The following is a 24,298-nucleotide window of genomic DNA, read 5'->3' on the forward strand; positions in this document are numbered from 1 at the left end:
GGCCGCGACCCACCAAAGGGGTCAGAACGAGAAGCCCGCCGACAGCTTGACCGTGCGCGGCGGGTTGCCGCCGATGCTGTACGACGACCGCTGACCAAAGGCCGGATCGCTCGCATTGCTGTTGAAGTCGACATAGTTGCGATCGTTCATCACGTTCAGGATATCGACGCGCATGCGGATCCGCGCCTGATCGCTGACGAAGCCGATCGGCACATATTTGGTGAACGCGAAATCCAGCTGTCGGCGGCCCCAGACATCGCCCAGGCTATCCACCTGGCGCCCGACAAGGATGCGCCCGAACGGATCCGCATTGTCGATGAAGCCCTTTACAAATGCAGGCGATTCGATCTGGAACTTGCTCGAGAAGGTCACGCCGATCGGCGTGTCGACGCTGCCCGCGATCACGAGCCGGTGCCGTGGCACGGCCGACGAGCGCAGCGTGGGGTAATCCGAGATCTGCGCGTAATCGAGCGAATAGGTCTCGCCGAACTTCCGGTTCTCGTCTGCCCGGGTGTAGGTGTAGGTGGCGTCGATGCTCCACGGCGAGGACGCCGAATAGACCTTGGTCAGCTTGAAATAGGCAGCGTCCGAGTTGGTCTTCAGGCCATTGCCGCCGAGAATGATCGAGCCATAACCGTTTGGCGTGAAGGTGATGGGCGATTGCGGTACGTCGGTCGCCGAGGTCGGATCGTTGAAGAAGAACGAGCCGTCCGTCCTGCGATTGCCGAGGAGGAAGACGAACCCGTCCTTGCTTTCGATGTGGGTGACGCCGACCTCGAGCTCGACCGGCGAGAAGCGACCGCGCACGCCCAGGCTGAACTGGTCCGAATAGGGCACTTTGAGATCGTTGTTCATGAAGCGGAACTCGCTGCCGCCGCCGGTCGCGGCGCCGAGCAACTGCTGACGTCCGGCGTCGGTCAGGTAGATCGGATTCCACGCGATGCAGGTCTGGCTTGGCGTGCAGGGATTGACCGAGTCATTGCCGATGAAGTTGAAGCTGCGGACCTGGAACCGGCCCTGGCTGACCTCCTGCTGCAGGAAGTCGAACTGGTTGCGGTCGTACGACCGGCCATAGCCACCGAACATCGAGAAGCGACCCGCCTCGTCGAAGCGATAGGTGAAGCCGAGACGCGGCTGCCACGCGCCCTTGAACGCCTTTCGCTTGCTGCCGTCGGTGATGAAGTCGTTGATGTCGTAATCGGCGTTTCTGAGGTTCGGATAATTGGCGAGCGACACCGCCGCCACGTTGACCGCCGGCGTCACGTAATCGAGATAAGCGGGTGTTCGCTCGTAATCCCAGCGCAGGCCGAGGTTCAGCGTAAGGTGGCTGGTGACGTCCCAATCGTCCTGCGCGTAGAACCCGAGCTGGAAGTTGTTGGACCTGACTGTCGCGTTACCCGACGCATCCGTCGTTGCACCGAACTGGAGCCGGTAGGGCAGCGTGTCGTTGAACGCAACGCCGGGAATCGCGTTGACGTCGTAGGTGTATAGCGGGTTGGTCAAGTTCTGCTCGAGCGAGTTGAGCTTCACCCATTTGGCCTTGCCGCCCACCTTGATCGTGTGGCCCTTGAAGCCGGTGAACGTGAAATCATCCTGCAGGGTCCAGCCCTTCTGGCCCTTCGACTGAAAGTTGCTGCCCGCGCCGAACCGCAGGATGTCATTCCGCTGGACGGATGTCCCGAACCGTTCGGTCGACTGGAAGAACTGCGTTATGCCATCGGTCGAGGGCGTCGGTGAGAAGATCGCATTCTCATAGGACACCCGCACATCGTTGATCCACTGATCGCCGGTATGCTGCCAGCGGAGCAGCCCGCGCTTATCTTCGACCTTGTTCAGCGTGGCGGTGCTCGCCGCGTCGATCCCGGTGATGTTCTGAAGCCCGGATTCCTTGCGGTACTTGCCGGACAGTTCGATCAGGTCGTTGTCGGTCGGCACGATGTCGATCTTGCCGAAATACAGGTCTTCCTTGAACTGCTGCGCAAACGTCCCGAAATTGTCGCGATACTGCTCCGGGACGGACGAAATCGGGAAGTTGTTGTTGGGGCGGACATCGTACGGGCTGGAGATGCGCTTGCCTTCGTAGGTGCCGAAGAAGTGCATCTTGTCCTTGATGATCGGGCCACCCAATGCGGCGCCGAACTGTTTGTTGCTGGTGTCGGTCTTGGGGATATAGGTCGGAAATATCTCGCTCGGCCGACGATCACGCAGGTCTTGATTGGTGAAGTCGTAAAACGCTTCGCCGTGGAATTCGTTGGTTCCAGACTTCGTGCCTGCGGTGATCGCGACCGAGCTCACCTGGTCGAACTCGGCCTTGTAGTTGGACGACAGCACCTGATACTCGCCGATCGCGAGCTGCGGGAAGGGATTGCCCGAGCTGGTGTCCTGACCGGTGATGCCGTTCTTGAGGACGTAATCCTTCTGGCTGACGCCGTCGATGAAGACGTTGACCGTGCGGCTGTCCTGCGCGCCGCCTTGGATGCGCGACGAGCCGCTCGAGTCCTCGATGAAGCGGACGCCGGGGGCGAGATCGGCGAATGCGAGGAAGTTGCGGTTGTTCTGCGGCAATTGCTCGATCAGGCGCGACGAGATGACGCTACCGACCTGGCCGCCCGACAGCGATCGGATGCGGTTGCCGGTGACGATGATCTCGCCGCCGGATCCTGCCGCCGCGGTATCGGTGCCGGCTTCTGGTGTCGTGGTGGGCGCGGCACCTTCGGTTGCGGGAGCAGTCGGGGTGGGCGCGGCGGACAGATCGAGGTCCAGGCCGGCGGTCTGGCCGACGCGGAGCGTGAACGCGTCCGAATTGCGCGTGCCGTTGCGCTGCTTGATCTCGAGCCGGTAGGTGCCGGCGCGCAGCGACGCGAAGTTATACGCGCCTGCTGCGTCGGCGGGCACGACCCGGCGGATGCCGGTCGAGATCTCGACCGCGGCGACTTCGATCACCGGATTGTCGGACGGCGCCGTGAGTGTGCCGCGCAACGACGCCTGACCGACCTGTGCCGAAGCTGGCGCGGGCGCGAACAGCAGCCCGCTGGACAGCGCCGTCAGCGATACCACCGCCGCACGCAACATCATCTTGTTCATCGTAGTTCCCCTTTTCCCGATTGTTCGGGTGTCTTGTTGTGGACATTGAAAAGCATTTGACCTGTCGACTCGCGGACGACCACGACCGGGACGCGGTGCTCGATCAGGCCGTCGTCTTCGCCCGCGATCGCCTTCACCAGCCGCGCGACGGCACCCGCTCCGAAACTCGCGATGTCGATGCTGGCGCTGGTCAGCGACGGCGAGATGAGGCGGGTCAGCGGAACGTCGTCGAAGCCGCAGATCGCGACCTGGTCGGGGACCGCGACGCCGGCTCGCTTCAGCGCCATCATCGCGCCGATCGCCATCATGTCGTTGGCCGCGAAGATCGCGTCGAATTCGGTGCCGTCGTCGAGCAGCGTCGCCACCGCGCTAGCCCCGGCGGGCTCCCGGAAATCACCCGGCAGGACGTGCAGCATGAGTCCGGCGCGGGCGCAGGCATCGCGCGCGCCGCGCAGCCGCTCTTCGGCGTCGATGTTGCCCTCCGGGCCGGCGATGTGGACCAGCCGCCGCCGGCCGCCCGCGATCAGATGCTCGACCAGCGCGGTAGCGCCCGCGACATTGTCGATGCGCAGCTCCGAACGGCCGACTTGGCCGGGCGCGCAATTGACCAGGATGGCGGGCATGCCCTGCGGCAGGTGCGCGAGCAACTCGCCGGCTGACACCTGTGGCGCCATGACCACCAGCCCGTCGACCCGGCCACGCATCGCGTGCAACGCTGCGACGCCGCGCTGCGCGTCGCCGTGCATGACCATCATCATGAGGAAGAGGCCGAGCTCCGACGCCTCGCGGTCCATGCCGCGCAACAGTTCGGAGAAGAATTCGCCGTGCAGATCGGGGACCACGACGCCGATCATCCCCGACCGCGCCGAACTCAGATGTCGGGCCGCGGCGTGGGGAACGTAGCCGAGTCGCGTGGCGACGCTTTCGATGTGCTCGCGGACTTCCGGACGGACGTTGCTGTGCCCGTTCAGCGCCCGCGACACGGTCGCCACCGACACCGCAGCTTCCCGGGCAATATCACGGACGGTGGCGTACGGCATGAAGCGTCAGGGTCCCCTCTGGCACCGGTCTTACGTGTTGCCACCGGCATCTTGTTCTTGATGTAACCGGTTACATGATCCAGAAACATGGATCAAGAACCTTGCGACGATTGCCGTTCCGACCTGCCGGGACGGGATTGCAGCAGGCATAGGCAAGGGATGAGCGAATGACGGCAACAACGATTTCCCGACGGGCGATGCTGATGGGTGCAAGCGCGGTCGCAGCTTGGGCGGCAAGCCCCGCACGTGCGCTGCTGCAGCAGGCGAAGGTCGGTACGGCCGCGCTGCCCGCCTCCGTCGAAGCGCTGATCGGTCGCATGACGCTGGTCGAAAAGGCGGGGCAGTTGACGCTGATGGCGGCGGCTTGGGCGGGGGGCGCTGCGACGTCGCTCAATCCGGCCGGCGGCGCGGGAAGCTTCGACGGGCAATTGGCCGACGTCAGGGCCGGTAAGCTTGGAGGTGTGTTCAACGGCAATGGCGCGGTCATGGCCAAGCGGATGCAGACGGTCGCGATGCGCGAATCGCGTCTCAAGATCCCGCTGATCTTTGCAGCCGACGTGATCCACGGTCTGCGTACCGTGTTCCCGGTGCCGCTGGCCGAAGCAGCGAGCTTCGATCCCGAGCTGGCACGGCGCACCGCGCGGGCGGCAGGTGCGGAAGCCGCGGCGTCGGGGATCGACTGGACGTTCGCACCGATGGTCGACATCGCCCGCGACGCACGCTGGGGGCGCGGTGTCGAGGGATCGGGTGAGGACGTGCTGCTCGGCCGGCTGATGGCGGCCGCGCGCGTTCGTGGTTTCCAAGGCGAGCATGGGTTGGCCGCGGCCGATGCGGTCGCCGCCTGCGCCAAGCATTTCGCCGCCTATGGCGCGGCCGAGGCGGGGCTTGATTACAGCACGGTCGACATCTCCGAGCGGACGTTGCGTGAAACCTATTTCCCGCCGTTCGAGTCCGCCTTCGAGGCCGGCGCACCGACCGTGATGGCATCGTTCAACGAGATCAACGGTATCCCGGCGACCGCGAACGACTGGTTGCTGACCGATGTGTTGCGCCGTGAATGGGGGTTCGGCGGGCTGGTCGTCTCCGACTATACCGGCGACGAGGAACTGATCGCGCATGGTTTCGCCGCCGATGCGCGCGAGGCGACCAAGCTTGCCTTCATGGCCGGCGTCGACATGAGCATGCAGAGCGGTTTCTATATCGAGCATCTGCCCGATCTGGTCGCGGCAGGCGAGGTGCCGATGGCGCGGCTCGACGAGGCGGTGCGCCGCGTGCTGGCGCTGAAGGTGCAGCTTGGTCTGTTCGACGATCCGTTCCGCCGCATCGACCCGCGTCGCGAGCGGACGCGTATCCGCACGCGCGAGACGCTGGCGCTGGCGCGGGAGGCGGGCGCCAAGTCGATCGTGATGCTCAAGAACGACGGCGACCTGCTGCCGTTGCCGCGACAGGGTAAGGGAATCGCGCTGATCGGTCCGTTCGCGGCGGGGCAGCACGATCTGATCGGGCCGTGGAACGTGTACGGCACCGACGCCGAGGCGGTCGACCTCGCGACCGGAGTCCGCGCCACGGTCGCCGATCCGTCGCGCGTCAGCGTCACGCTCGGGTCGGGTGTCGATGCGCCGCTGGCCGGTGGGATTGCCGCGGCGGTTGCCGCGGCGCGCGCGGCCGATGTGGTGGTGCTGGCGATCGGCGAGAGCCAGCGGATGTCGGGCGAGGCGCAGTCGCGCGTCGACATCGTCATCCCGCCGGCGCAGATCGCACTCGTCGAGGCGGTCGCGGCGACCGGCAAGCCGATCGTCGTGTTGCTCCGCACCGGCCGCGCCCTGGTGCTGAGCGGCGCGGTGCTGGCGGCGCCCGCGATCCTCGTGACATGGTTTCTCGGGTCGCAGGACGGCCCGGCGATCGCGGACGTGCTGTTCGGCAAGACCGGGCCCTCGGCGCGGTTGCCCGTCTCGTTCCCGCACGCGACGGGGCAGGAGCCGTATCATTACGATCACAAGAGCACGGGGCGTCCGAACCCGCCCGGACCGCTCCTCGAATACAAGGCGCATTACCGCGAGTTCGCCAACGAAGCGCTGTTCCCGTTCGGTCACGGGCTGACATACGGCACGATCGAGTATGCCAGGCTCGATCTCGGCACCGGACAGATCGCCGGGGACGGGGCACTGACGGTCCGCGCGACGATCGCCAATTCGGGCACGCGGGCCGCCGAGGAAACGGTACAACTCTACATCCACGATCTAGCCGCGAGCATCACGCGGCCGGTCCGCGAACTGAAGGCGTTCCGGAAGATCATGCTCAAGCCCGGCGAGCTACAGGTCGTCTCGTTCACGCTGCGCAAGGCGGACCTTCTGTTCGTCGGGAGGGACCTGAAGCCGACGGTCGAGCCCGGCCGCTTCCGTATCTGGATCGCACCGTCCGCGCAGGCCGAGGGGGTGTCGGGCGAGTTTACGCTCGCCTGAGGCTGGCCATCGTATCGCGGCTAAGCGGGATGGCGAGGACCGCTGCCAGCATTGCCGCGATCAGCAGCGCGGGGCCCGCCAGCATCAGCCAGCGGATCGCGTAGAGGCTGGCCGGGCCCTGGACGGCGCCGGCGACGAAGCCGTTCGCCTGATAGATCATGCCGATCGCGAAGCCCGTGCCCGCCAGCGCGATCTTCTGCATCAGCGCGTAGGTGCCGAACGCGAGCGCCTCGACCCGCTTGCCGCTCTGCGCTTCGCCCCAATCGACGGTATCGGGCAGCAGCGTCCAGGCGGCGAGCGCGAAGCCGATGAATGCCGCCTGCATCGCCAGCAGGAATGCCGCCGTCGCCGTGCTGCCCGGCGAACCGGTTAGCGCGAACACCGCAGGCACGATCAGCGCGAGGACCCCGGCACCCAACCATGCGGTGCGGGCGCCGCGGGTACGCGCGAGCGCCGTCCAGAGCGGTACCGCGACGAGGCTGCTGACTGCCATCGCCGCCAGAGCGCGGGGACCGCCCGGCGCGTCCTGCAGAACGTAGCGGAAGAAATAGAGCACCGACTGGCTGGTCAGCGCGGTCGCGGCCCCGCCGGCGGCCGACGCGACGTTGAGCACGACGAAGGCCCGGTTGCGCGCGAGTACCGCCAGTCCGGACCAGATCGCGAGTCGCTGTGCCGGTGCGGCACTCGGCGTCGGCTCGGGCACGCGCCACGCCATGATCGCGAGCAGGGGCACCGCGACGACGGCGAGGATGGCGGAGGCCACGCCGTAGCTTCCGGCTCGCGCCACCAGCCAGGGCAGCAGCAGCGCGACGAGGGCTCCCGCTGCCGAGCCGAACCCCATGCGCAGCCCGGCGACCAGCGAGCGATCCCGACTGGTCTGCGCCACGCGTGTCGTCCACGCCGCATAAGGGATGTTGGTGAACGCGTAGAGCGTGCGGAACATCATCTGCGTCGCCAGCGCGAAGGCGGCGGCACCGGTCGGCACCGAGAACATCGCGACGAACGTCAGCCCGAGCGGCAGCGCACCCCATCCGACCAGCCGACGATACGAAAGCCGCATCCGCTCCGCTGCCGCCCCGGCGAGGATATCGGCGACACCGTCCCAGATCGCGCCGATCATGAACACCAGGCCGGCGGTCGCGGGCGGCAACGCCAGCGCATCGATATAGTAGAATAACAGGTACAGGCTGATCGCCTGCCAATAGAGGTTGAACGCGAAATCGCCGGCGCTGAAGATCACCAGCGTGCCGTTCGGGCCTGCCCTATTGCCGCGCTCAGCGCGCATCGCGGATTTTCGGGTGGATATTCGGATCATAGGCTGCGGAGTCGTGGTACTGTTTCTAAACACGAGTTCGTGGCGGAGCGTGACTTGCTCGAGAACGTCGTAGACGCCCCGCATGATGTCTACCAGCAGTTCGACCGCGCGGTGGCCAATCATGCATCTGGGTTGGGCGATCGTCGTGAGCGGCGGGTGGAATCGCGCGCGGCCTCCTCGGCGCCGCGGAGGACTCTGGCGTTAAACGCGTTGGAGATGCCCACGAGTGCGGCCACTTCGATGATCGTCGCATTTATGCTTACGGATACGGTGATCGACGGTGGCGCTAGATATCCAAAGTAATCACATCCGACGTACTCATTTAGGTTACAGACCAGCGCCATGGGGCTGCGAACGCCGCCCGCTACGTGACAGGGCTGGGCCGAGTCCAGTCGGGGATGCCGGCACCGCAGCCCCAGATGTGGGTAGGTACGGGTTTGCCTCCTAACTGTGACGGGAATGGCCAGTTTATGAGCGCCTGCGCTGCGACCGAGCATCGACGGCCTGGCATGCAGTTGATCCGGGTCCGGGCGATGAGACCGGCGTCGCTTTCCCAGGAATACAGAGTCGCCTCACCGCTGCGGTCGAATCCTTCGAAGTTCCAGTCCCCGCGGCATCGTTTGACGAAGCTTGCAATCATGCGTTCGCGCCCGAGTTCCGGCCACGGCGTCGAGGCGGCCGCGCTCGCTAGCGAGGCGCTGGGTACGTAGCGAGGGGTTAGGTAGCCAATGATTATCAGAGGCGCGAGCAGCGGAAGGCCAAACATCCCGGCGAAGAAAGACATCCTGCCCATCCTTCACACACTACGAGCAGGAGCTTGGCAATCACTTAACGCGGAACGGATCGACTGCTAAGACGCCTTTCTCCTTGTTGGCAGGAATGTCGGCTGACCTCTCCCTTCACGACATTCATGACGTACGAACAGGCGCCAAAAGCGGCCAGCGCGGCAATGAACGAGTGTTTGAAGTCGGGAAGCGGGGAAGGGGGCGCGAATGGCCGACTATGGATATCTGGCGAAACGCGGCGTCTTCGATGCCATCCCGCATTGACGGCATCCCGTCTCTAAGACCATCGCGTCGTCCATGACCAAAAGCAAGGGACGCACCGGCGCACGCGCGCGCGCCAATATCCAACCTGCTCCGACAGCCACCGAGCTCGATGCCGCTAAGCGAGAGGCTGCGCAGATCGAAGGGCGGCTTGCCGGCCTGGCTTCGGGGCACCCATCGGTTAAAATCTGGAAGGCTCGTCTTCGTTCGGCCCAAGCAGTGATCGCTCGCGCGCCACGCGATTGAAATACGGGCGGCTCGCCCATCGCGACTGATCGCCGCTCCGTATCGACCGCTTGCGCTCGCCTGCTGAGCCGGCGAGGATCGCGCCGATAGCGTGCAAACGATACGGCGTGGGGAGGAATTGGCGATGAGAGGCAGGAACATGCAGCGGTTCGCGAAAGCACTCGCATTGGCCACGGTGGCGTTGCCGACGGTCACGCAGGCGCAGGTGCCCGATACCATCCTTTACGGCGTCGCCTATTATGACGAGTACACCCCGGTCGACCGCGTCGATGAAGACGCGCGGATGATGAAGGCGGCGGGGATCAGTGTCGTCCGCATCGCGGAGTCGACATGGGGCACGCTGGAACCGCAACCCGGGGTCTTCAATTTCAGCCATGTCGATCGCATGCTCGCCGCGATGCACAAGCAAGGCATCAAGGTGATCGTCGGAACCCCGACCTATGCGATACCGACCTGGCTCGCGCGCCAGCATCCCAATGTTCTCGTCGTTCGCCCCGACGGCGTACGCGCGCAATACGGCACCCGGCAGAACATGGATATCACCGACCCAGACTACCGGGCGGCGGCCGAGCGGGTGATCGTGGCGCTGGTGGACCATGTGAAGGATCATCCCGCGGTGATCGGCTACCAGCTCGACAACGAGACCAAGCCTTATGACACCAGCGGTCCTGCGGTGCAGGCGGCGTTTGTCCAGTCGTTGAGGGCGAAATGGCCGAGCCTCGATGCCCTGAACAAGGCGTGGGGCCTCAATTACTGGTCGAACCGGATCAATCGGTGGGATGACTTCCCGTCGACCAACGGCTCGATCAACGCCAGCATGTCCAACGCCTTCGCCGCCTACCAGCGCAGCCTCGTCACCGACTTCCTAGCGTGGCAGGCCAAGCTCGTGCGCGCCCATGCCCGGCCCGGCCAGTTCATGACGCAGAACTTCGACTTGGGCTGGCGTGATGGCTCCTACGGCATCCAGCCGGAAGTCGATCACTGGAAGGCGGCAAGGTCGCTCGATATCGCCGGCATCGACATCTATCATCCAACGCAGGACAAGCTGACCGGCGCGGAAATCGCCTTTGGTGGTGACGAAGCCCGCTCGATCCGCAATGGACAGAATTATCTGGTGCTGGAAACCGAGGCGCAGGGGTTCCCGCAATGGACGCCCTATCCGGGCCAGCTTCGCCTGCAGGCGTTCAGCCATCTCGCTTCGGGCGCGCAGATGGTCGAATATTGGCACTGGGCGACCACCGCCAACGCGGTCGAGACCTATTGGCGCGGGCTGCTGTCGCAGGACTACAAGCCCAATGCGGAATATGCGGCGGCAAAGGTGATCGGTGCCGAGATCGCGCGGCTCGGCCCGAAGCTGGCAGGCATGACGAAGCGCAATCAGGTCGCCGTCTATGTCAGCAACGCCGCCCAGACCGCGTTTAATTCGTTCAAGCCGACGGGCATCGAGTATAACCAGGTGATGCGCCCCTTCTACGATGCGCTCTACCGGATGAACGTCGAGGCCGACATCGTGTCGCCCGACAGCACGCGGAAGCTCGATGATTACAAGCTCATCGTCGTGCCGGCGCTTTACGCGGCGAGCGACGCCGAGATCGCGCGGCTGAACGACTATGCGAAGCGCGGCGGGCATCTGCTCTACACGTTCAAGAGTGGCTTTACCGACGAGAACACGAAGGTCCGCTATGCGTCACAGCCGGGTGCGATCGCCGAAGCGGCTGGCGTCACCTACCAGGAGTTCACGATTCCCGAGGGGGTCACGCTGGCGGGCAATCCGTTCGGGGTTTCGGACGCCGATAACTCGCCGCGCTGGTGGATGGAGATGTTGAAGCCCACCACCGCCGAGGTCGTGGCGCGCTATCGGCATCCGTCATGGCCGGCTGCTGCCGCGATGACCCGCAACCACTGGGGCAAAGGCGAGGTCAGCTATGTCGGTTTCATGCCGAGCGACGCGCTGGCCGAGAAGATCGTCGCCGCCGAAGTCACGCGCGCAGGTGTCGTGCCATCGGTCGCGGGCGTGCGTTTCCCGCTGATCGTGCGCGGTGGCACGCTGAAGAACGGCCATACGGTTCGGTACGTGCTCAACTACTCGGCTGTGCCACAGCATATGGCGGCCCCGGCTGCGGGCACTGAACTGTTGCAGGGGCGCAAGGTCAAGCGTGGCGGACCGATCGAGCTTGCTGCGTGGGATGTGGCCATCATCGAGGAAGATGGACGATCCGATTGACGGCCGCGCCGTGCGGAAACAAAGCAAAGGGGAGGTTGCGTGACCGATCAGAAAACGCCGCGTAGCGCCGCCATCACCCGGCGCGTGCTGCTGGGAAGCGGCGCGGGGGCGGCGATCGTGTCGAGCGGCCTGCTACACGCCGCAACCAGAATTGCATCCACCGATTTCGTGATCCGCACCGGCGAACTGTCGATTGCCGTCACGGCGCTGAGCGATCGTGCGTTCCGCGTCCGCGTCACGCCTGTGGGAGCGCCCCTAGAAACGCCAAGCGAAATGCTGGCGCCCATCGCGAAGCCGCCAATCCCCAAGCGGATACGGGAGGGCAGCCGAACGCGCCTGATGCTTCCGCAGGCGCAGTGTGTATGGGATGAAGCGACTGGATGCCTCTCGTTCCATGACGGTACCGGCAACCTGCTTCTCAGCGAAGCCTCTGGATCGCGCCATGTCGCGCAATCGACGATCGGAAACGAGCCGACTCTGGCAGTGACGCAAGGCTTTGCCAGCCCGGCCGACGAACGCCTCTTCGGCACGGGCTGTTTTCAGGACGGCCATCTCGATATTCGGGGCCTGCCGCGACGCCTGACGCAGGTGAACACGCAGATCAGCCAGCCGTTCGTGCTGTCGAGCAAGGGCTACGGTCTGCTGTGGCATAATCCCGGCATGGCGGAGCTGAACCGGCCGGACCGGCCTATCGTGCTAACCCGGCAGGCGGCAGCGGGCGACGCGCGCATTGCCGATGTCACCACATCCACCGGCAATGCCCGCGTCGAGCGCCGCGATGCCGTGTTCACGGGCAAGTTCACGGTCCCGCAGGGCGCGCGCTATGCGTTCCTGCTCGATCTTGGCCGCAAGATGTCGTCGCGCCATTATGTCGAGATCGACGGCAAGCCCATGACGGATCACACCAATCTCTGGCTGCCGCCGACCGCCAGCTTCATCGGCGAACTCGCCGCTGGAGAGCACAGCGTGCTGGTGCGGGCGGGTGACGAGGACATGCCGGTGCTGAACTTCGCGCCGGTCGAAGATCGCACGACCTGGTGGTCGCCCGTCTCCGAGGGTATCGATTATGTCGTGATCGCCGGGCCGACGGCGGCGGCGGTCATGGCCGGCTATCACGCTTTGCTGGGACCACAGCCGATGATGCCGCTCTGGGCGCTCGGCTACATTCATTGTCGCGAGCGGTTTCACTCGTCGGACGAGATCATCGCGACGGCACGCGAATTTCGCGCGCGAAAACTCCCTTGCGACATGATGGTGCAGGACTGGCAATATTGGGGAAAATACGGCTGGAACGCCATGCGCTTCGACGAGGAGCATTATCCCGACCCCGCGGGCCTCGTTCGCGATCTGCATGCGATGGACATGCGCCTGATGCTGTCGGTCTGGTCCAAGGTCGGCAAGGAAACGGCGCTCGGCAAGGACGTGGCCGCGAAGGGCTTCTACATTCCGGGTACCGAATGGATCGATTTCTTCAATCCGGTCGCCGCCCGCTTCTATGCCCGACAGCAGAACCAGAAGCTCGCCTCGCTCGGTATCGACGCTTGGTGGCAGGACGCGACAGAGCCAGAAAATGACGACCTCGTCGGACGACCGATTTATGCGGCACCGGGCAGGACCCAGCCCGGCGAGAAGCGCCGTAACCTCTATCCGCTGCAAGTCAGCCGAACGGTGTACGAGGAGCAGCGGCGCGCCTATCCGGACAAGCGTGTGATGATCCTCACCCGATCGGCGGCACCGGGCCAGCAACGCTATGGTGCCGCGACATGGTCGGGCGACATCGGTCATGACTGGGAGACGTTGAAACGGCAGATCCCGGCCGGGCTCAACATGGCGGCGGCGGGCCAAGCTTGGTGGACCGTCGATGCAGGCGGCTTCTTCCGGCCGGGCAAAGGGCAGTATACCGACCCTGCCTATCAGGAACGGTTCCTCCGCTGGTTCCAGTTCGCGACGTTCCTGCCGTTGACGCGCGTCCACGGCTACATGACCGATACCGAGTTCTGGCGATATGGTGAGACGGTGGAGCGCATCGCCCGTTTGTACCTCGAACTTCGCTATCGCTTGCTGCCCTACACCTATGCTCTGGCAGCCGAAGCGTCGGCGACCGGCATGCCACTCATCCGACCGCTGGTGTTCGACTTTCCACACGACCCGAAGGCCCTCGATCAGGTTCATGCGTACATGTTCGGCAGCGCGATCCATGTCGCGCCGGTGCTGGCTGCCGGCGTGAAGACCTGGGACGTCTACTTGCCGGTTTCGGAGGGCGGCTGGTACGATTTCTGGACAGGCGAGCATCGTGAGGGCGGGCGGACGCACACCGTTCCGATGACACTGGACCATATTCCGCTTCACGTGCGGGCGGGTAGCATCCTGCCGCTAGGGCCGGTTGGGCAATCGACGGCCGGGCTGCTTGGCGGGGCGCTCGATCTCCTGGTTTATCCGGGTCGGGACGGCACCGCCTCGTTGTACGAAGATGACGGCCTCACCTATCGCTACGAGCAAGGCGCCGCGGCGCGGATTTCGCTGGAGTGGAAGCAGGCAACGGGTGTGCTCACCTTGGGTTCGCAGCGGGGCACGTATCCCGGCATGACGAATAGTCGGGTGATCCGCACTCACCTGATGCGCCCTGGGAACTCTGCGCTGTCGGTAAGCCGGGGCGTGGCAGTCGATTATGCCGGGCGGGCTAAGCAAATGATCCTTGGCACTTAGTCCAGATGAGTGCCGATTTCGTCGGTTTGATGGCGTGACGGATACCATAAGAACCGGTTTGTTTCACAGGATCCGCTCGTTTTCTGCGTGGATCTGGTCGTCGCATTGACTGCTGATGGCTGGACAACCTCGCCGGGAACGGTTGTCGGTCGGGAGGCGGCGGCTGGTTCGAAGCACACGAGGCCCATGCTGCGCGCCCGGCCTTCCACAACTCGAGATATTCACCCAATTCAACCAAGCCTTCTCTTGCCGCAATAGGCCGGAGAGCCACGCTCCTCACTTCGGTCTGTGGTGAAGCAGGGGATGGGAACGCGCCACCCACGGCAAGGACGATGCTTTCCGATTAACCTTGCAGCCTGTTAAATGTCGGACATATTCCGTTTTGGAAGGGAACCTGCAAGCTCGCCGGCCCCGGTGGTGATTGGGTGGACCCGAATGAATCAGGCACTTCGTTTCTTACTCCTCATGATTGCGGGTGTCCCCCTAATCGGCGCCGCGCCCGCCCCGCTGCCGCCGCTGTCGGCTTATGTCTTCGTCTACTTCACCGGCAATACGATCGACGGCGAGAAGCTGCGCTTCGCGATCTCCGATGGCAACAATGCCTTGCAATGGAAGACGTTGAACGACGCCCAGCCGATCCTCGAATCGACCAAGGGTACGCGGGGCCTGCGCGATCCGTTCATCATGCGCTCGGCAGAGGGTGACCGTTTCTTCCTGCTGGCGACCGATCTCTCGACCGGCCGCACCGGCTGGGGCGGGGCGACCGACCACGGCAGCCGCCATTTGGAAATCTGGGAATCGACCGACCTGATCCATTGGGGCAAGCAGCGCCACGTTCGCGTGAACGTGCCTGCCGCCGGCATGACCTGGGCGCCCGAGGCCACCTATGATCCCACCATTGGCGCCTACGTCGTCTATTGGACGTCAACGCTTTTCAAGGATGCCGCGCACAAGCGCGAGGACGGCAACGGGCCGCAGATCCTGACTGCGATGACCCGGGATTTCAGAACGTTTACTTCTCCAAAACCGTGGTTCAAGGCCGCCGACGTTCCGGGAGCGGTCAAGGCCAAGGGCATGATCGATGCGACCGTCATGAAAGTCGGCGATCAATATTATCGCTTCACCAAAGTCAGCGATGCCAGCGGGTGCAAGTCGAGCGATATCGTGGCTCAGGTCTCCCCATCACTGCGCGCGTCCGGTGCTTCGGGCGCGTGGAAGATCGTCGACCGCTGCGTCGGCCGGCGCTCCGGCACGCTGGAGGTGGAGGGGCCGAGCGCGTTCGTCGCCAATCCGGGCGACACCAGCGGATTCAAGTACTTCCTGTGGGTCGATGACTATGGCGGCGTCGGCTACATCCCGCTGGCGACGAATGACCTCAGCGGCAAGATCGCCTGGACTTACCCGCGCGCCTTCAGCCTGCCGGCATCGCCGCGGCACGGTACGGTCATGGCGATCACCGCGTCGGAACGAGACAGGCTCGTTGCGTACTGGAACCGCCCCGCGCCCGCGCCCGCCGCCGATAGCTGGGTGGTTCCTCCCGTGCTGGCCTCGGGTACGCGCCTGCCGGTACCAGACGGCCATCTCGTCACATGGCGCGTCGACGGCCGCGTGCTGCCCGACGGCGTTCTCATCAACCGCGACGCGATGGCGGGCGTCGTCCATCTCGACGGAACCCTGAAGCGTCTGGACGGAACGACGGTCGCCAAGCACTTCACCGTCCGCCTGCTCGGCACCGGGGCGGGCCGCCTCAAGTCCTATGCGCGCGGGCCCACGACCGCGCACGACGCGAACCAGCCGACCGTGGCGCGGAGCGTTCACCTCGCGCTTACCGGCACTGACGGCAGCACCGTCCGGCTGAACGACGACTACGGCGTCCTGTTCGCGCGTGGCAAGTATGTTGGAGTGGATCGCGTCGCGCTACGCGGGGTTGCCGACCCGTCATTGTTCTACTTCGCCGACGGCTCGTTGGGCGTTATCGCGACACGTGTCGACATGGCCGGCACGCCAGATCCAGATCCCACCGCGACGATCGTCTTCCGCAGCGGTTTGAAGCACCCGGGCGACTTCGTCGAACTGGGCTCTCTTGACCTCCACACAGCCGATGGCGTCGCGAAGCCGCGCGTGCGTTACGATTCCGCCACCCGCCGCTACGTCCTGTCGTGGACCGATCGCTCCGGGAAGCCGCGCTGGACGACAGCCGCCGATCTGACGCGCACCGAATGGCGCGACACGCCTTTCGAGCCCGGTGGTCGTCGTCAGCAGATCGTCTCTGCCGGCAACGTCGGCGACGCCCGCAACGGCCGCATCGTTACCACCGACGACGATACGCTCCCGATCGACGCCACCCTAGCCACCGTGCTCACCCAACGCTTTGGCCGCACCGTCAACACCACCGCCGCGGTGGCGCCGCAGGTGATCGCCGCTCACCAAGCCGCTACGCTGCGCGACGCACGTGTGACGCTCGGGTATTCGGACGGCTCCACTGCGACCCGCGCCGTCGACTGGGACGCCGCCGATCTCGCGCGCCTTACCCATCGAGGCCGCTACGTCGTCCACGGCACCGTCCGTCAGCGCAGCTATCCGGCGATCTTCGCCTATAATCGCGCCGATCCCGATATCTATCGCTGGGAGCGCAACGGCCGCGTCCGCTACCTCTTCGTCGCGACCGACGACACGAACAACGACAACGTCGGCTCCGCGCACCTGCCCATCCGGGTCGCCGACACGATCGCCGACCTCGCCGACGACAATGGCGGCCGCGCGCGCGAGGTCGACTTGCTCAACCGCCGCACCCGCCGCGATCGCACCGCAGACGGCCGCGTCATCGCCGGCTGCTATTGGGCGCCGGAGCTGCACGAGATTGGCGGCAAGCTCTCGATCCTGTTCGCACCCTGCTTCAATCCGCGGGACACCATGTCGAACGAAGGCGGCGCATGGTTCACGGTCGAATCCCACATCATGCAACTGCGCGACGATGGCGACCCCGCCAACCCTGCCGACTGGTCGAGACCGGCGGCGATCCGCAAGACCCACGGCGCACGGCTCGGCCGCGCCGAAATGCCGAGCAATATCAGTCTCGACATGTCCTATGTCGAAGTCGCTGGTCAGAGTTATTACATATGGTCGCAACGTTATCTGTCGGCCCCCGGAGCGCTGGGCGACCCGCTGACGTGGATCGCCAAGGTCGACCCTACGCACCCGACGCGCCTTGCCAGTCAGCCGGCCCCGATCATCGCGCCCGAGACCTCGGTCGAAGAGAACCTTGCCGAAGGCGCGTTCGCACTCCAGCACGACGGACGGCTGACGCTCGTCTATTCCAGTTCCGGTGTCAGTCCGACCTATGTCGTGAACGGCATCTCCGCGGCGCTGGACGCCGATCTGACGAGGGCGAGTTCGTGGCGCAAGTGGCCGGCACCGCTCCAGAAAAGCGTGCCGATGCCTGCAGGAGTCACCGATTATCGCCGCTACGAACAGGGGCCGGGCCACGGTGCCTTCACCACTGACGAGGACGGCAATGACCTCTACGTCTATCACAGTTGGGGCAATGGTGTCGGCGGTGACGGCCGAAACGCGCGCGTGCGCCGCACGCACTGGAGCGCGGACGGCCGACCGCTACTCGACATGACCGCCAACGAGGAAGTCGCCCCCGTCAACCGCCGCGTCACGATGAACGTCACAATCCGCTGACGCTCGAGCGTGAATACAACGCGGCGATACCCCGATGGCGAACCATCTCGCGGGGCCGAAAGTCGCTTGTCCGCTACCTTACTGCTGAAGCCTAACGAACATTGGATCAACGCGTCGCTACCGGCGTGGCGATGATTATGGCATGTCTGCCCCGTTGGCAGTGTCGCTTGCCGCTTGGGCGTACATGTGCGCATGCCGGGTTAGGATCGGTGTCCGTCCGCTGTTCGTGCAGATCGCATGGTATGCTCGTCAACGCATTGCGTTGTACCTGACCTTCTCAAAACGCGATCCTTTTTGGTAAAAGCAGTAGCTCCGGAATGTCGGCTATTGCCACCCGCCTTCTCGACAGCCGTCTTTCCGCTTTCCTGTCCTTTCAAGCCGTCCAGACAACGGATCGGCCGTCGAGCGCTACCCTCCAGCCCGACGAACGAATGGCTGAAGATGGAAGCGGGGAAGGGCACCGAACGTCCGTCTGCGGGTTTTCTAACGGGTGACCACGTACGGCTTCATAGCGGCAAGCTTGCCGAGGAAGGCGTTTTGAGCCGGAAACGTCACACCCTCGCGACGCATCGCGGCTTGAAGGTTTTCGACCAGCGCGTTCATGTCCTTGGCCTGGATGCCGAGACTCTTGTGCGCGGTCGCCATGTCGCGGCCGGTATAGTGGCAGCCGCCGTTCAACAGGACGCAGAACTGCTCCTTCAGCGTGCGGCGGAGGCGGACCATGTCCTGCCCCTTGAAGATGTCGCCGATGCGCGGATCGGCCTGGCTCGTCGTCACCAGATCGTCGACGATCCGGCCGATGCCGGCCACGCCGTGAAACGCCTCGAGCATCGCAACGCCCTTGAACGGACCGCCGCCGGCATTGGCATCGCTCATCGCATAGGGCGCGACCGGGTCCTCGCCCGGCGGCGCGGGCGCGGTCTGGAGGAGGACGAGCAAGGCAAGCACGAGCATCGGAAACGTCCCCTAAAAGGCAGTCTGGAGCGACAGAAAGCCGCCGCGCTGGCGCTCGGCCGTTGCGATCGATCCTAGGTCGGCATAGGCCGCGGTCGCGGTCAGGTTCTTGTTGATTGCATAGGCGGCATAGACGGACTTCCAGTCACTCTCCTTGGCGAACCCGAGATTGTCGGGCTTCGACCGGTATTCGCCGCCGACGACCAACTGGCGCGAGATCTGATAGCCGAGCGTGCTCTCGATCTGGACGGTGCGAGGTGCGCCGCGATCGCCGCCGAACCCGAGCAGGCCGTTCTGATTGGCCTTGGTGTAGCGGATCGTGGTGCCGAGCAGGATGCTCTGCCGCAGCAGGAGCTTGGTGGCAGCTACATAGATATCGGTACCGCTGGCGTGGCGTCCACCGACCGCGGCGACGATCTGCGGATCGAGATTGTGTTTATACTGCACGCCGATCGCGATCTGCGGCAGGTAGACGCTGCCATAGACGGCATCGCCGGCAACCCGCAGCTTGGCACCGAACACGTCCTGGTTGAGCGTATAACCGCGGCCGATACCGAGCTTTGCACCGACGTCGCGCGTGTCGAGATTCTGTCGGGCGTAGCTCAGTTCCAGTCGGTCGCGGACTCCGATAGCTGCGCCGTGGCTTTCCCATCGATAGTCCGGCAGCAGGATAACCGAGACATGCGCGGACCCGCCGATCCCGTCGACGGTCTCGTTGCCGGCGATCAGCGCCCAGGTGGAGATGCCTCCGCCCGAACTGCCCTCGATCGTGGTAACGCCGTTGGTCAGCATCAGCTTACCGCCTGCGCGACCATCGCGCGCTGCGGCGGGAGACGCTGTCACGACGGTGATCGCCACCACGAAGTTGGCGATGCATCCGGCGACGGTCGATGGCATGCGAATCATCCGGTATCTCATGGAGACCATTGGTTAAATCTCGGTTTCCCTAGCCCGGCTTTCCACGCGGAGCCGGGGCGAAAAAGACATGAGCGGCATTTACGGATTGGCAATCTTCCGACCGTTAGAAGTCGCTATATGTACGCATCCGTCCTCCGCCTGAGTTCGATGATCGTCGCGTTTGCGCTACCCATGGCCGCGCATGCCGCCACGGTGGCGATCGATGTCCGCGGCTTCGACGGCAAGCCACTGCCGGGCGCGGTGGTCACGATCGAGACGCCCAAGGCGCCGGGGGTGACGGTGCGCGGGCCGTACATGATCGAACAGCGCGACATCGCGTTTCAGCCGCACGTGCTGATCGTCCCGGTCGGCGCGACGGTCGGCTTCCCCAATCGCGACCGGGTGCGTCACCACGTCTATTCGTTTTCGAAGACCAAGAAGTTCGACTTGAAACTCTACGGGCAGGAGGATGCGCGGACTGTCCTGTTCGACCGTCCGGGCGTGGTCCCGCTCGGCTGCAACATCCATGACTCGATGAGCGGGTTCGTGTTCGTGACTGCCACCCCGTTTGCCGCACTGACCGACCAGGCGGGGCATGTCAGCATCACCGGCGTGCCGGCAGGGACAGGTACGGTCCGCGTCTGGCACCCTTCGATCCGCGCGCCCGGCAGCACCGCGTCGCAGCCGATCGACGTCGCCGCCACGGGCTTTGCCACGACCTTCGTGCTGCACCGGTGATGGGTCTTCGCGCGCCGCGTTTCCGCCATCTCCGGACCAAGCTGTCGGTGCTGTACGCGAGCCTGTTCGCGGTAACGATGGTGCTGCTCGCGATCGTCGCGCAGGCGATGATCTGGACGCACGCGCGCGAATCCGTGCGCCAGGAACTTATCGCCAGCGGCAGCGTCTACGACCGGGTCTGGACGCTCAGGTCGCAGTCGCTGATCGCGTCGGCCGACCTGCTATCGCGAGATTTCGGATTCCGCGCCGCGGTTGCCAGCGGGGATCGGCCGACGATCACATCCGCGCTCGCCAATATCAGCCACCGGGCCGAGGTTACCGCCGCGTTCGTGGTCGATCAGGACGGCCGGGTCACCGGCCCCTCGGGCGCGCTTGCGGCGACGGTCGCTCGGTTTCCCTTCGCGGTGCCGGACGACCGGCGCGACGCGGTCGTGGTGGTGGCGGGGCAGGTATACCGACTGATCTTGTCGCCGGTGATGGCGCCGACACAGGTTGGCTGGGTCGTCTTCGCTGTGCGACTCGACGGCACGGAGATGCATGCACTCGAACGGCTGTCCGCGATCCCGCTAATCGCGACGATCATGCGCAGCGACGGCGCGGGGCGCTGGCATGCGGCGGACCGGTCGATCGGATTGGATGCCGACGTCGATCGCCTGGTCGGCGCATCGCAGTCGACCCGGACGCTCGCCATGCTGAATCTCTCGACCGGCCGCGCTTTCGCGATCGCCAAGCCGCTGGCCGGTCTGACGAATCGACCGCAGGCGGCGATCCTGATCCGCTATCCGCTCAACGCTGCGCTGACTCCGTATCTGCCGTTGCAGGCGGGCATCGCGCTCGCCGGGTTGGCCGGGCTGATCCTCGTCGTGCTGGGCAGCCGGCGGCTGGCGATGGGGATCGCCGGACCGATCGCCGCGCTGGATGCCGCGGCGCGAGCGCTGGAGGAGGGGAGCCGCGCGCATATCGTCGTGAAGGGGCGCGACGAGATCAGCAGGCTCGCCGCCAGCTTCGACCGGATGTCGGCCGGCATTCTCGAACGCGAGAACCGGATCACCCATCTCGCGTTCCACGATGTCCTCACCGGCCTGCCGAACCGCACCTTTTTTCGCCAATCGCTCGACCAGGCAATCCTCCAGGTGGGGCGCACCGGCGGGGGGATCGCGGTGCTGTGTCTCGATCTCGATCGCTTCAAGAGTGTGAACGACACGCTCGGCCATCCGGTCGGCGATGCGTTGCTGAAGGCGATCGGCACGATGCTGAGCGAGGTCGCACCCGACGGGCTGGTCTCGCGGCTCGGCGGCGACGAATATGCGGTGATCCTGTCGGGCCAGTTCGATGCCGATCGCCCGCGCGTCCTCGCCCAGAGCATCCTCGACATGATGCGCCAGCCGGTCGTGGCCGATGGCCACCACATCGCGACCGCGGTCAGCATCGGCATCGCGATCGGCCCGATCGACGGCGAGGACGCCGATGCACTGCTCAAGAATGCCGATCTCGCTCTGTATCTCGCGAAGGAAGACGGTCGCGGGGTGTTCCGGTTTTTCGAACCCGCGCTCGACGCCGCGGCACGCTGGCGTCGGCAGGTCGAACTCGACCTTCGCGAGGCGATCCAGGCAGGCCAGTTCGTGCTCAACTACCAGCCGGTGTTTGACCTTAAGGCGGACCGGATCGGCGGGTTCGAAGCGCTCGTGCGGTGGCATCATCCGGAGCGCGGCATCGTTCCTCCGGCCGAATTCATTCCGATCGCCGAGGATACCGGGCTGATCATCGCGATCGGCGAATGGGTGATGCAGGAGGCCTGTCGACAGGCGATGCACTGGCCCGAGCATATCCGCGTCGCGGTCAACGTGTCGCCGCTGCAGTTCCGCAACAGCGGGTTGCAGGCGATCATTCTCCAGGCGCTCGCACATAGCGGCTTGGCGCCCGATCGGCTCGAGATCGAGATCACGGAATCGGTCTTCCTCGACGGCGAGGGCCCGGTGATCGCATTGCTGCACACGCTGCGCGCGATGGGCATCCGTGTCGCGCTCGACGATTTCGGCACCGGGTATTCGTCGCTCAGCTACCTGCGCAGCTTCCCGTTCGACAAGATCAAGATCGACCGCTCGTTCATCACCAGCATCGCCACCGATCCGAGCGCCGCGGCGATCGTCCGCGCAATCGTCGACCTGGCGACCGCGCTGAACATGGAAACGACCGCCGAGGGCGTCGAGGATACCGGGCAGCTCGACCTGCTGCGGGGTGAGGGCTGCGGTAACATACAGGGCTATCTATTCAGTCGGCCGGTTGAGAGTGGCCGTATCGCCGGGCTGCTTAATAATAAATTCAGCCAGGCAGCCTAGCGGGTGGAAGAGTGAACAGCGCGTCCGGGCGGAGCACGACAATGGTCGGGTACACGCCAAATTCCTGCAGCAGATAGCCGAGCGTCCGGCGCAGCACGCACGGCTCCTTGAGGACATAGATGCCCTCGAATGCAACGCTGCCGCTATCCTCATCAGCGCCGACCTGCCCGCCCCCGTTGGGGCCCAGGAGGCCGAAGATGCCCGCAGGGATGAGAGGGGCACGCGATCGAGCGCGCGCGTGCCGTTGGCGTAGGCATGGCTCAGGTCTGTGATCGCGAGCATAGCCGTCTCCTCTAGGCAGCCATCCACGACATCTGTAGATCTAAGAGTCAATTGACGGTGGCTCTGACCAGATCACTCAAGCTGATAAACCCTCGCTTCGAGATTAGTTGCGAAGATGTGGCGTCAGCCTTTTGAAGACATAGGGGGTCAAACCCTCATGTAACGTAAGCTTTGTCGCTGAAGGTAGCCTGTCGAGGCGCAGCTTGCGCACCGAGCGAGTTCCATCCACGTCGAGCCCCTGATCGGATACGACGCCGACGTCAAAGCGGGGCAGGATGTACGGTCCATCTGCATCTCTAGCGACAATGTAGGATATGGTCCGCTGACCGTTGAGCAGCATCTCGCCGTCGGCTAGCTTTACCGTGCCGCAGCAGTCGTTGGCGAACATGCCGTTCTCACCGGCGTCAACGATAGGCTTACGCAGAAAGACGAGAAAAGCGATGAGCAAGACAGTGCCAGCCGCAACGACGCCTATGCTGATAACACGCCGCATATTCGCTACCCTTTCGCTGCGTCGGACGCGCGCGTCTCGGCCAGCACACGCCCAGCCGGCGTTTCGTCGGCCTAAGCTTCGAACCTCGACTACCTAATCGTGGGCACAGAGCAACATATGTAGATTTACGAGTCAAGCGGGTTTGCAGATTTCCAGCCAGTCGTATGAACCATTGCAGGCTGCCTACAAGCTACCGAGCAAGCATTTCGCGCGAGACGTCTGCAAAAACCCGAATGTGCCATCGCGAAATAGAAACCACCGCGGCCAATTCGATCGCCAGCTCCGCGACTTGCGCCCTCAAGGGCGACAAATCGAGCATCAATACGCTCATGAACAGCGTCAACGTGATCATTGCCGCCCCGATCAGCGTGCCGCACTTCACGATGCGCGGCCAGTCCCCCTCCACGAGCAGCCACGCAAGACAAAGGTGCGCCGTGCCGAGGAGAAGCCACGTGATCAGCAATATCGGGATGGCGCTGTTCTGAGACCAGATCAGGTAGAGATTCGGTCCGGCGCCCGGCATGCCGAAAGGCGGACCTGCTGCCGAGGACAGGAAGCCAACTGCTTGCTCGAACTGCAGAGCTGCCATCGGGATGAGTAACCCCAGGGCGAGCGCGTAGTTCGCAAGGATCAAGCGTCCTTCGCTGTGCTTCCCGATCTCGCGCCACGCTGCGACCAGGCAGCCGATCGCGAACATCATTGGCTTGCCATCTTCGACTGCCTCTTCGAACTCAGCTTCCATGGCCATCGCCCACGTTCGGCGATCCGAGCCGAGAGACCGACTG

14 protein-coding genes and 1 pseudogene are annotated in these 24,298 nt (G+C 64.6%); 7 read left to right on the plus strand and 8 right to left on the minus strand.

What is annotated here, in order from left to right:
• Window positions 1-21: 21 nt before the first annotated feature.
• Together C8J47_RS05565 and C8J47_RS05570 are read right to left on the minus strand one after the other, a co-directional pair.
• Entirely contained in the window at window positions 22-3,084 is a 3,063-nt protein-coding gene (locus C8J47_RS05565) for a TonB-dependent receptor domain-containing protein (protein WP_259467376.1), read from the minus strand.
• Window positions 3,081-4,124, minus strand: a complete 1,044-nt coding sequence (locus tag C8J47_RS05570; protein ID WP_121884819.1) for a LacI family DNA-binding transcriptional regulator — start codon at window positions 4,122-4,124, stop codon at window positions 3,081-3,083. Before C8J47_RS05570 ends, C8J47_RS05565 begins: the two co-directional genes overlap by 4 nt.
• Before the next feature lie 167 nt (window positions 4,125-4,291).
• Between C8J47_RS05570 and C8J47_RS05575 the strand changes: the two genes are divergently transcribed.
• Complete coding sequence (locus C8J47_RS05575) at window positions 4,292-6,586, plus strand: glycoside hydrolase family 3 N-terminal domain-containing protein (protein ID WP_121884820.1); 2,295 nt, start codon at window positions 4,292-4,294, stop codon at window positions 6,584-6,586.
• Here the strand turns inward: C8J47_RS05575 and C8J47_RS05580 are convergent.
• Complete coding sequence (locus C8J47_RS05580; RefSeq protein ID WP_310886124.1) at window positions 6,573-7,901, minus strand: MFS transporter; 1,329 nt, start codon at window positions 7,899-7,901, stop codon at window positions 6,573-6,575. The genes C8J47_RS05575 and C8J47_RS05580 overlap by 14 nt on opposite strands.
• Before the next feature lie 27 nt (window positions 7,902-7,928).
• Window positions 7,929-8,054: pseudogene (locus C8J47_RS19140) on the minus strand (LacI family transcriptional regulator); the annotation flags it as partial.
• A 929-nt stretch (window positions 8,055-8,983) separates the two neighbouring features.
• Between C8J47_RS19140 and C8J47_RS18860 the strand changes: the two are divergent.
• From C8J47_RS18860 to C8J47_RS05600, 4 genes are all read left to right on the plus strand, one after another.
• A complete protein-coding gene (locus C8J47_RS18860) occupies window positions 8,984-9,193 on the plus strand; it encodes a hypothetical protein (protein ID WP_147454288.1) in 210 nt (69 codons plus the stop codon).
• A gap of 139 nt (window positions 9,194-9,332) precedes the next feature.
• Window positions 9,333-11,417: a beta-galactosidase gene (locus C8J47_RS05590; RefSeq protein WP_121884823.1), complete on the plus strand. Its 2,085-nt coding sequence runs from the start codon at window positions 9,333-9,335 to the stop codon at window positions 11,415-11,417.
• Window positions 11,418-11,456: 39 nt separating this feature from the next.
• Window positions 11,457-14,123 (plus strand): TIM-barrel domain-containing protein, encoded by a 2,667-nt coding sequence (locus tag C8J47_RS05595; RefSeq protein WP_121884824.1) that lies wholly within the window; start codon window positions 11,457-11,459, stop codon window positions 14,121-14,123.
• 465 nt (window positions 14,124-14,588) lie between these two features.
• Entirely contained in the window at window positions 14,589-17,810 is a 3,222-nt protein-coding gene (locus C8J47_RS05600; protein ID WP_220683342.1) for a family 43 glycosylhydrolase, read from the plus strand.
• Between the two features lie 483 nt (window positions 17,811-18,293).
• Here the strand turns inward: C8J47_RS05600 and C8J47_RS05605 are convergent, their stop codons facing one another.
• Window positions 18,294-18,764, minus strand: coding sequence for a group 1 truncated hemoglobin (locus tag C8J47_RS05605; protein WP_121884826.1), 471 nt, complete (start codon window positions 18,762-18,764; stop codon window positions 18,294-18,296).
• A gap of 12 nt (window positions 18,765-18,776) precedes the next feature.
• Window positions 18,777-19,661, minus strand: coding sequence for a DUF3034 family protein (locus tag C8J47_RS05610; RefSeq protein ID WP_121885342.1), 885 nt, complete (start codon window positions 19,659-19,661; stop codon window positions 18,777-18,779).
• A 138-nt stretch (window positions 19,662-19,799) separates the two neighbouring features.
• On the opposite strand from C8J47_RS05610, the gene C8J47_RS05615 reads away from it, so the two are divergent.
• Window positions 19,800-20,399, plus strand: coding sequence for a methylamine utilization protein (locus tag C8J47_RS05615; protein ID WP_243645519.1), 600 nt, complete (start codon window positions 19,800-19,802; stop codon window positions 20,397-20,399).
• Complete coding sequence (locus C8J47_RS05620; RefSeq protein ID WP_121884827.1) at window positions 20,399-22,738, plus strand: bifunctional diguanylate cyclase/phosphodiesterase; 2,340 nt, start codon at window positions 20,399-20,401, stop codon at window positions 22,736-22,738. The genes C8J47_RS05615 and C8J47_RS05620 overlap by 1 nt, the downstream gene beginning before the upstream one ends.
• Window positions 22,739-23,123: 385 nt before the next feature.
• Here the strand turns inward: C8J47_RS05620 and C8J47_RS05625 are convergent, their stop codons facing one another.
• Together C8J47_RS05625 and C8J47_RS05630 are read right to left on the minus strand one after the other, a co-directional pair.
• Window positions 23,124-23,513, minus strand: coding sequence for a hypothetical protein (locus C8J47_RS05625; RefSeq protein WP_056049798.1), 390 nt, complete (start codon window positions 23,511-23,513; stop codon window positions 23,124-23,126).
• A gap of 190 nt (window positions 23,514-23,703) precedes the next feature.
• Window positions 23,704-24,255 (minus strand): hypothetical protein, encoded by a 552-nt coding sequence (locus tag C8J47_RS05630; protein WP_220683343.1) that lies wholly within the window; start codon window positions 24,253-24,255, stop codon window positions 23,704-23,706.
• Between the last annotated feature and the right edge of the window lie 43 nt (window positions 24,256-24,298).

Origin of the sequence: Sphingomonas sp. PP-F2F-G114-C0414 (assembly GCF_003688595.1) — a bacterium.
Classification (GTDB): domain Bacteria; phylum Pseudomonadota; class Alphaproteobacteria; order Sphingomonadales; family Sphingomonadaceae; genus Sphingomonas.

Excerpts from the sequence above, each read along its gene's own strand:
- C8J47_RS05575 (WP_121884820.1), top strand. The coding sequence starts at position 4,292 with ATGACGGCAACAACGATTTCCCGACGGGCGATGCTGATGGGTGCAAGC.
- C8J47_RS05580 (WP_310886124.1), bottom strand. The coding sequence starts at position 7,901 with ATGATCCGAATATCCACCCGAAAATCCGCGATGCGCGCTGAGCGCGGC.
- C8J47_RS05570 (WP_121884819.1), bottom strand. The coding sequence starts at position 4,124 with ATGCCGTACGCCACCGTCCGTGATATTGCCCGGGAAGCTGCGGTGTCG.
- C8J47_RS05630 (WP_220683343.1), bottom strand. The coding sequence starts at position 24,255 with ATGGAAGCTGAGTTCGAAGAGGCAGTCGAAGATGGCAAGCCAATGATG.
- C8J47_RS05565 (WP_259467376.1), bottom strand. The coding sequence starts at position 3,084 with ATGAACAAGATGATGTTGCGTGCGGCGGTGGTATCGCTGACGGCGCTG.
- C8J47_RS05615 (WP_243645519.1), top strand. The coding sequence starts at position 19,800 with ATGTACGCATCCGTCCTCCGCCTGAGTTCGATGATCGTCGCGTTTGCG.
- C8J47_RS05590 (WP_121884823.1), top strand. The coding sequence starts at position 9,333 with ATGCAGCGGTTCGCGAAAGCACTCGCATTGGCCACGGTGGCGTTGCCG.
- C8J47_RS05610 (WP_121885342.1), bottom strand. The coding sequence starts at position 19,661 with ATGCCATCGACCGTCGCCGGATGCATCGCCAACTTCGTGGTGGCGATC.
- C8J47_RS05620 (WP_121884827.1), top strand. The coding sequence starts at position 20,399 with ATGGGTCTTCGCGCGCCGCGTTTCCGCCATCTCCGGACCAAGCTGTCG.
- C8J47_RS05600 (WP_220683342.1), top strand. The coding sequence starts at position 14,589 with ATGATTGCGGGTGTCCCCCTAATCGGCGCCGCGCCCGCCCCGCTGCCG.
- C8J47_RS05605 (WP_121884826.1), bottom strand. The coding sequence starts at position 18,764 with ATGCTCGTGCTTGCCTTGCTCGTCCTCCTCCAGACCGCGCCCGCGCCG.
- C8J47_RS05625 (WP_056049798.1), bottom strand. The coding sequence starts at position 23,513 with ATGCGGCGTGTTATCAGCATAGGCGTCGTTGCGGCTGGCACTGTCTTG.
- C8J47_RS18860 (WP_147454288.1), top strand. The coding sequence starts at position 8,984 with ATGACCAAAAGCAAGGGACGCACCGGCGCACGCGCGCGCGCCAATATC.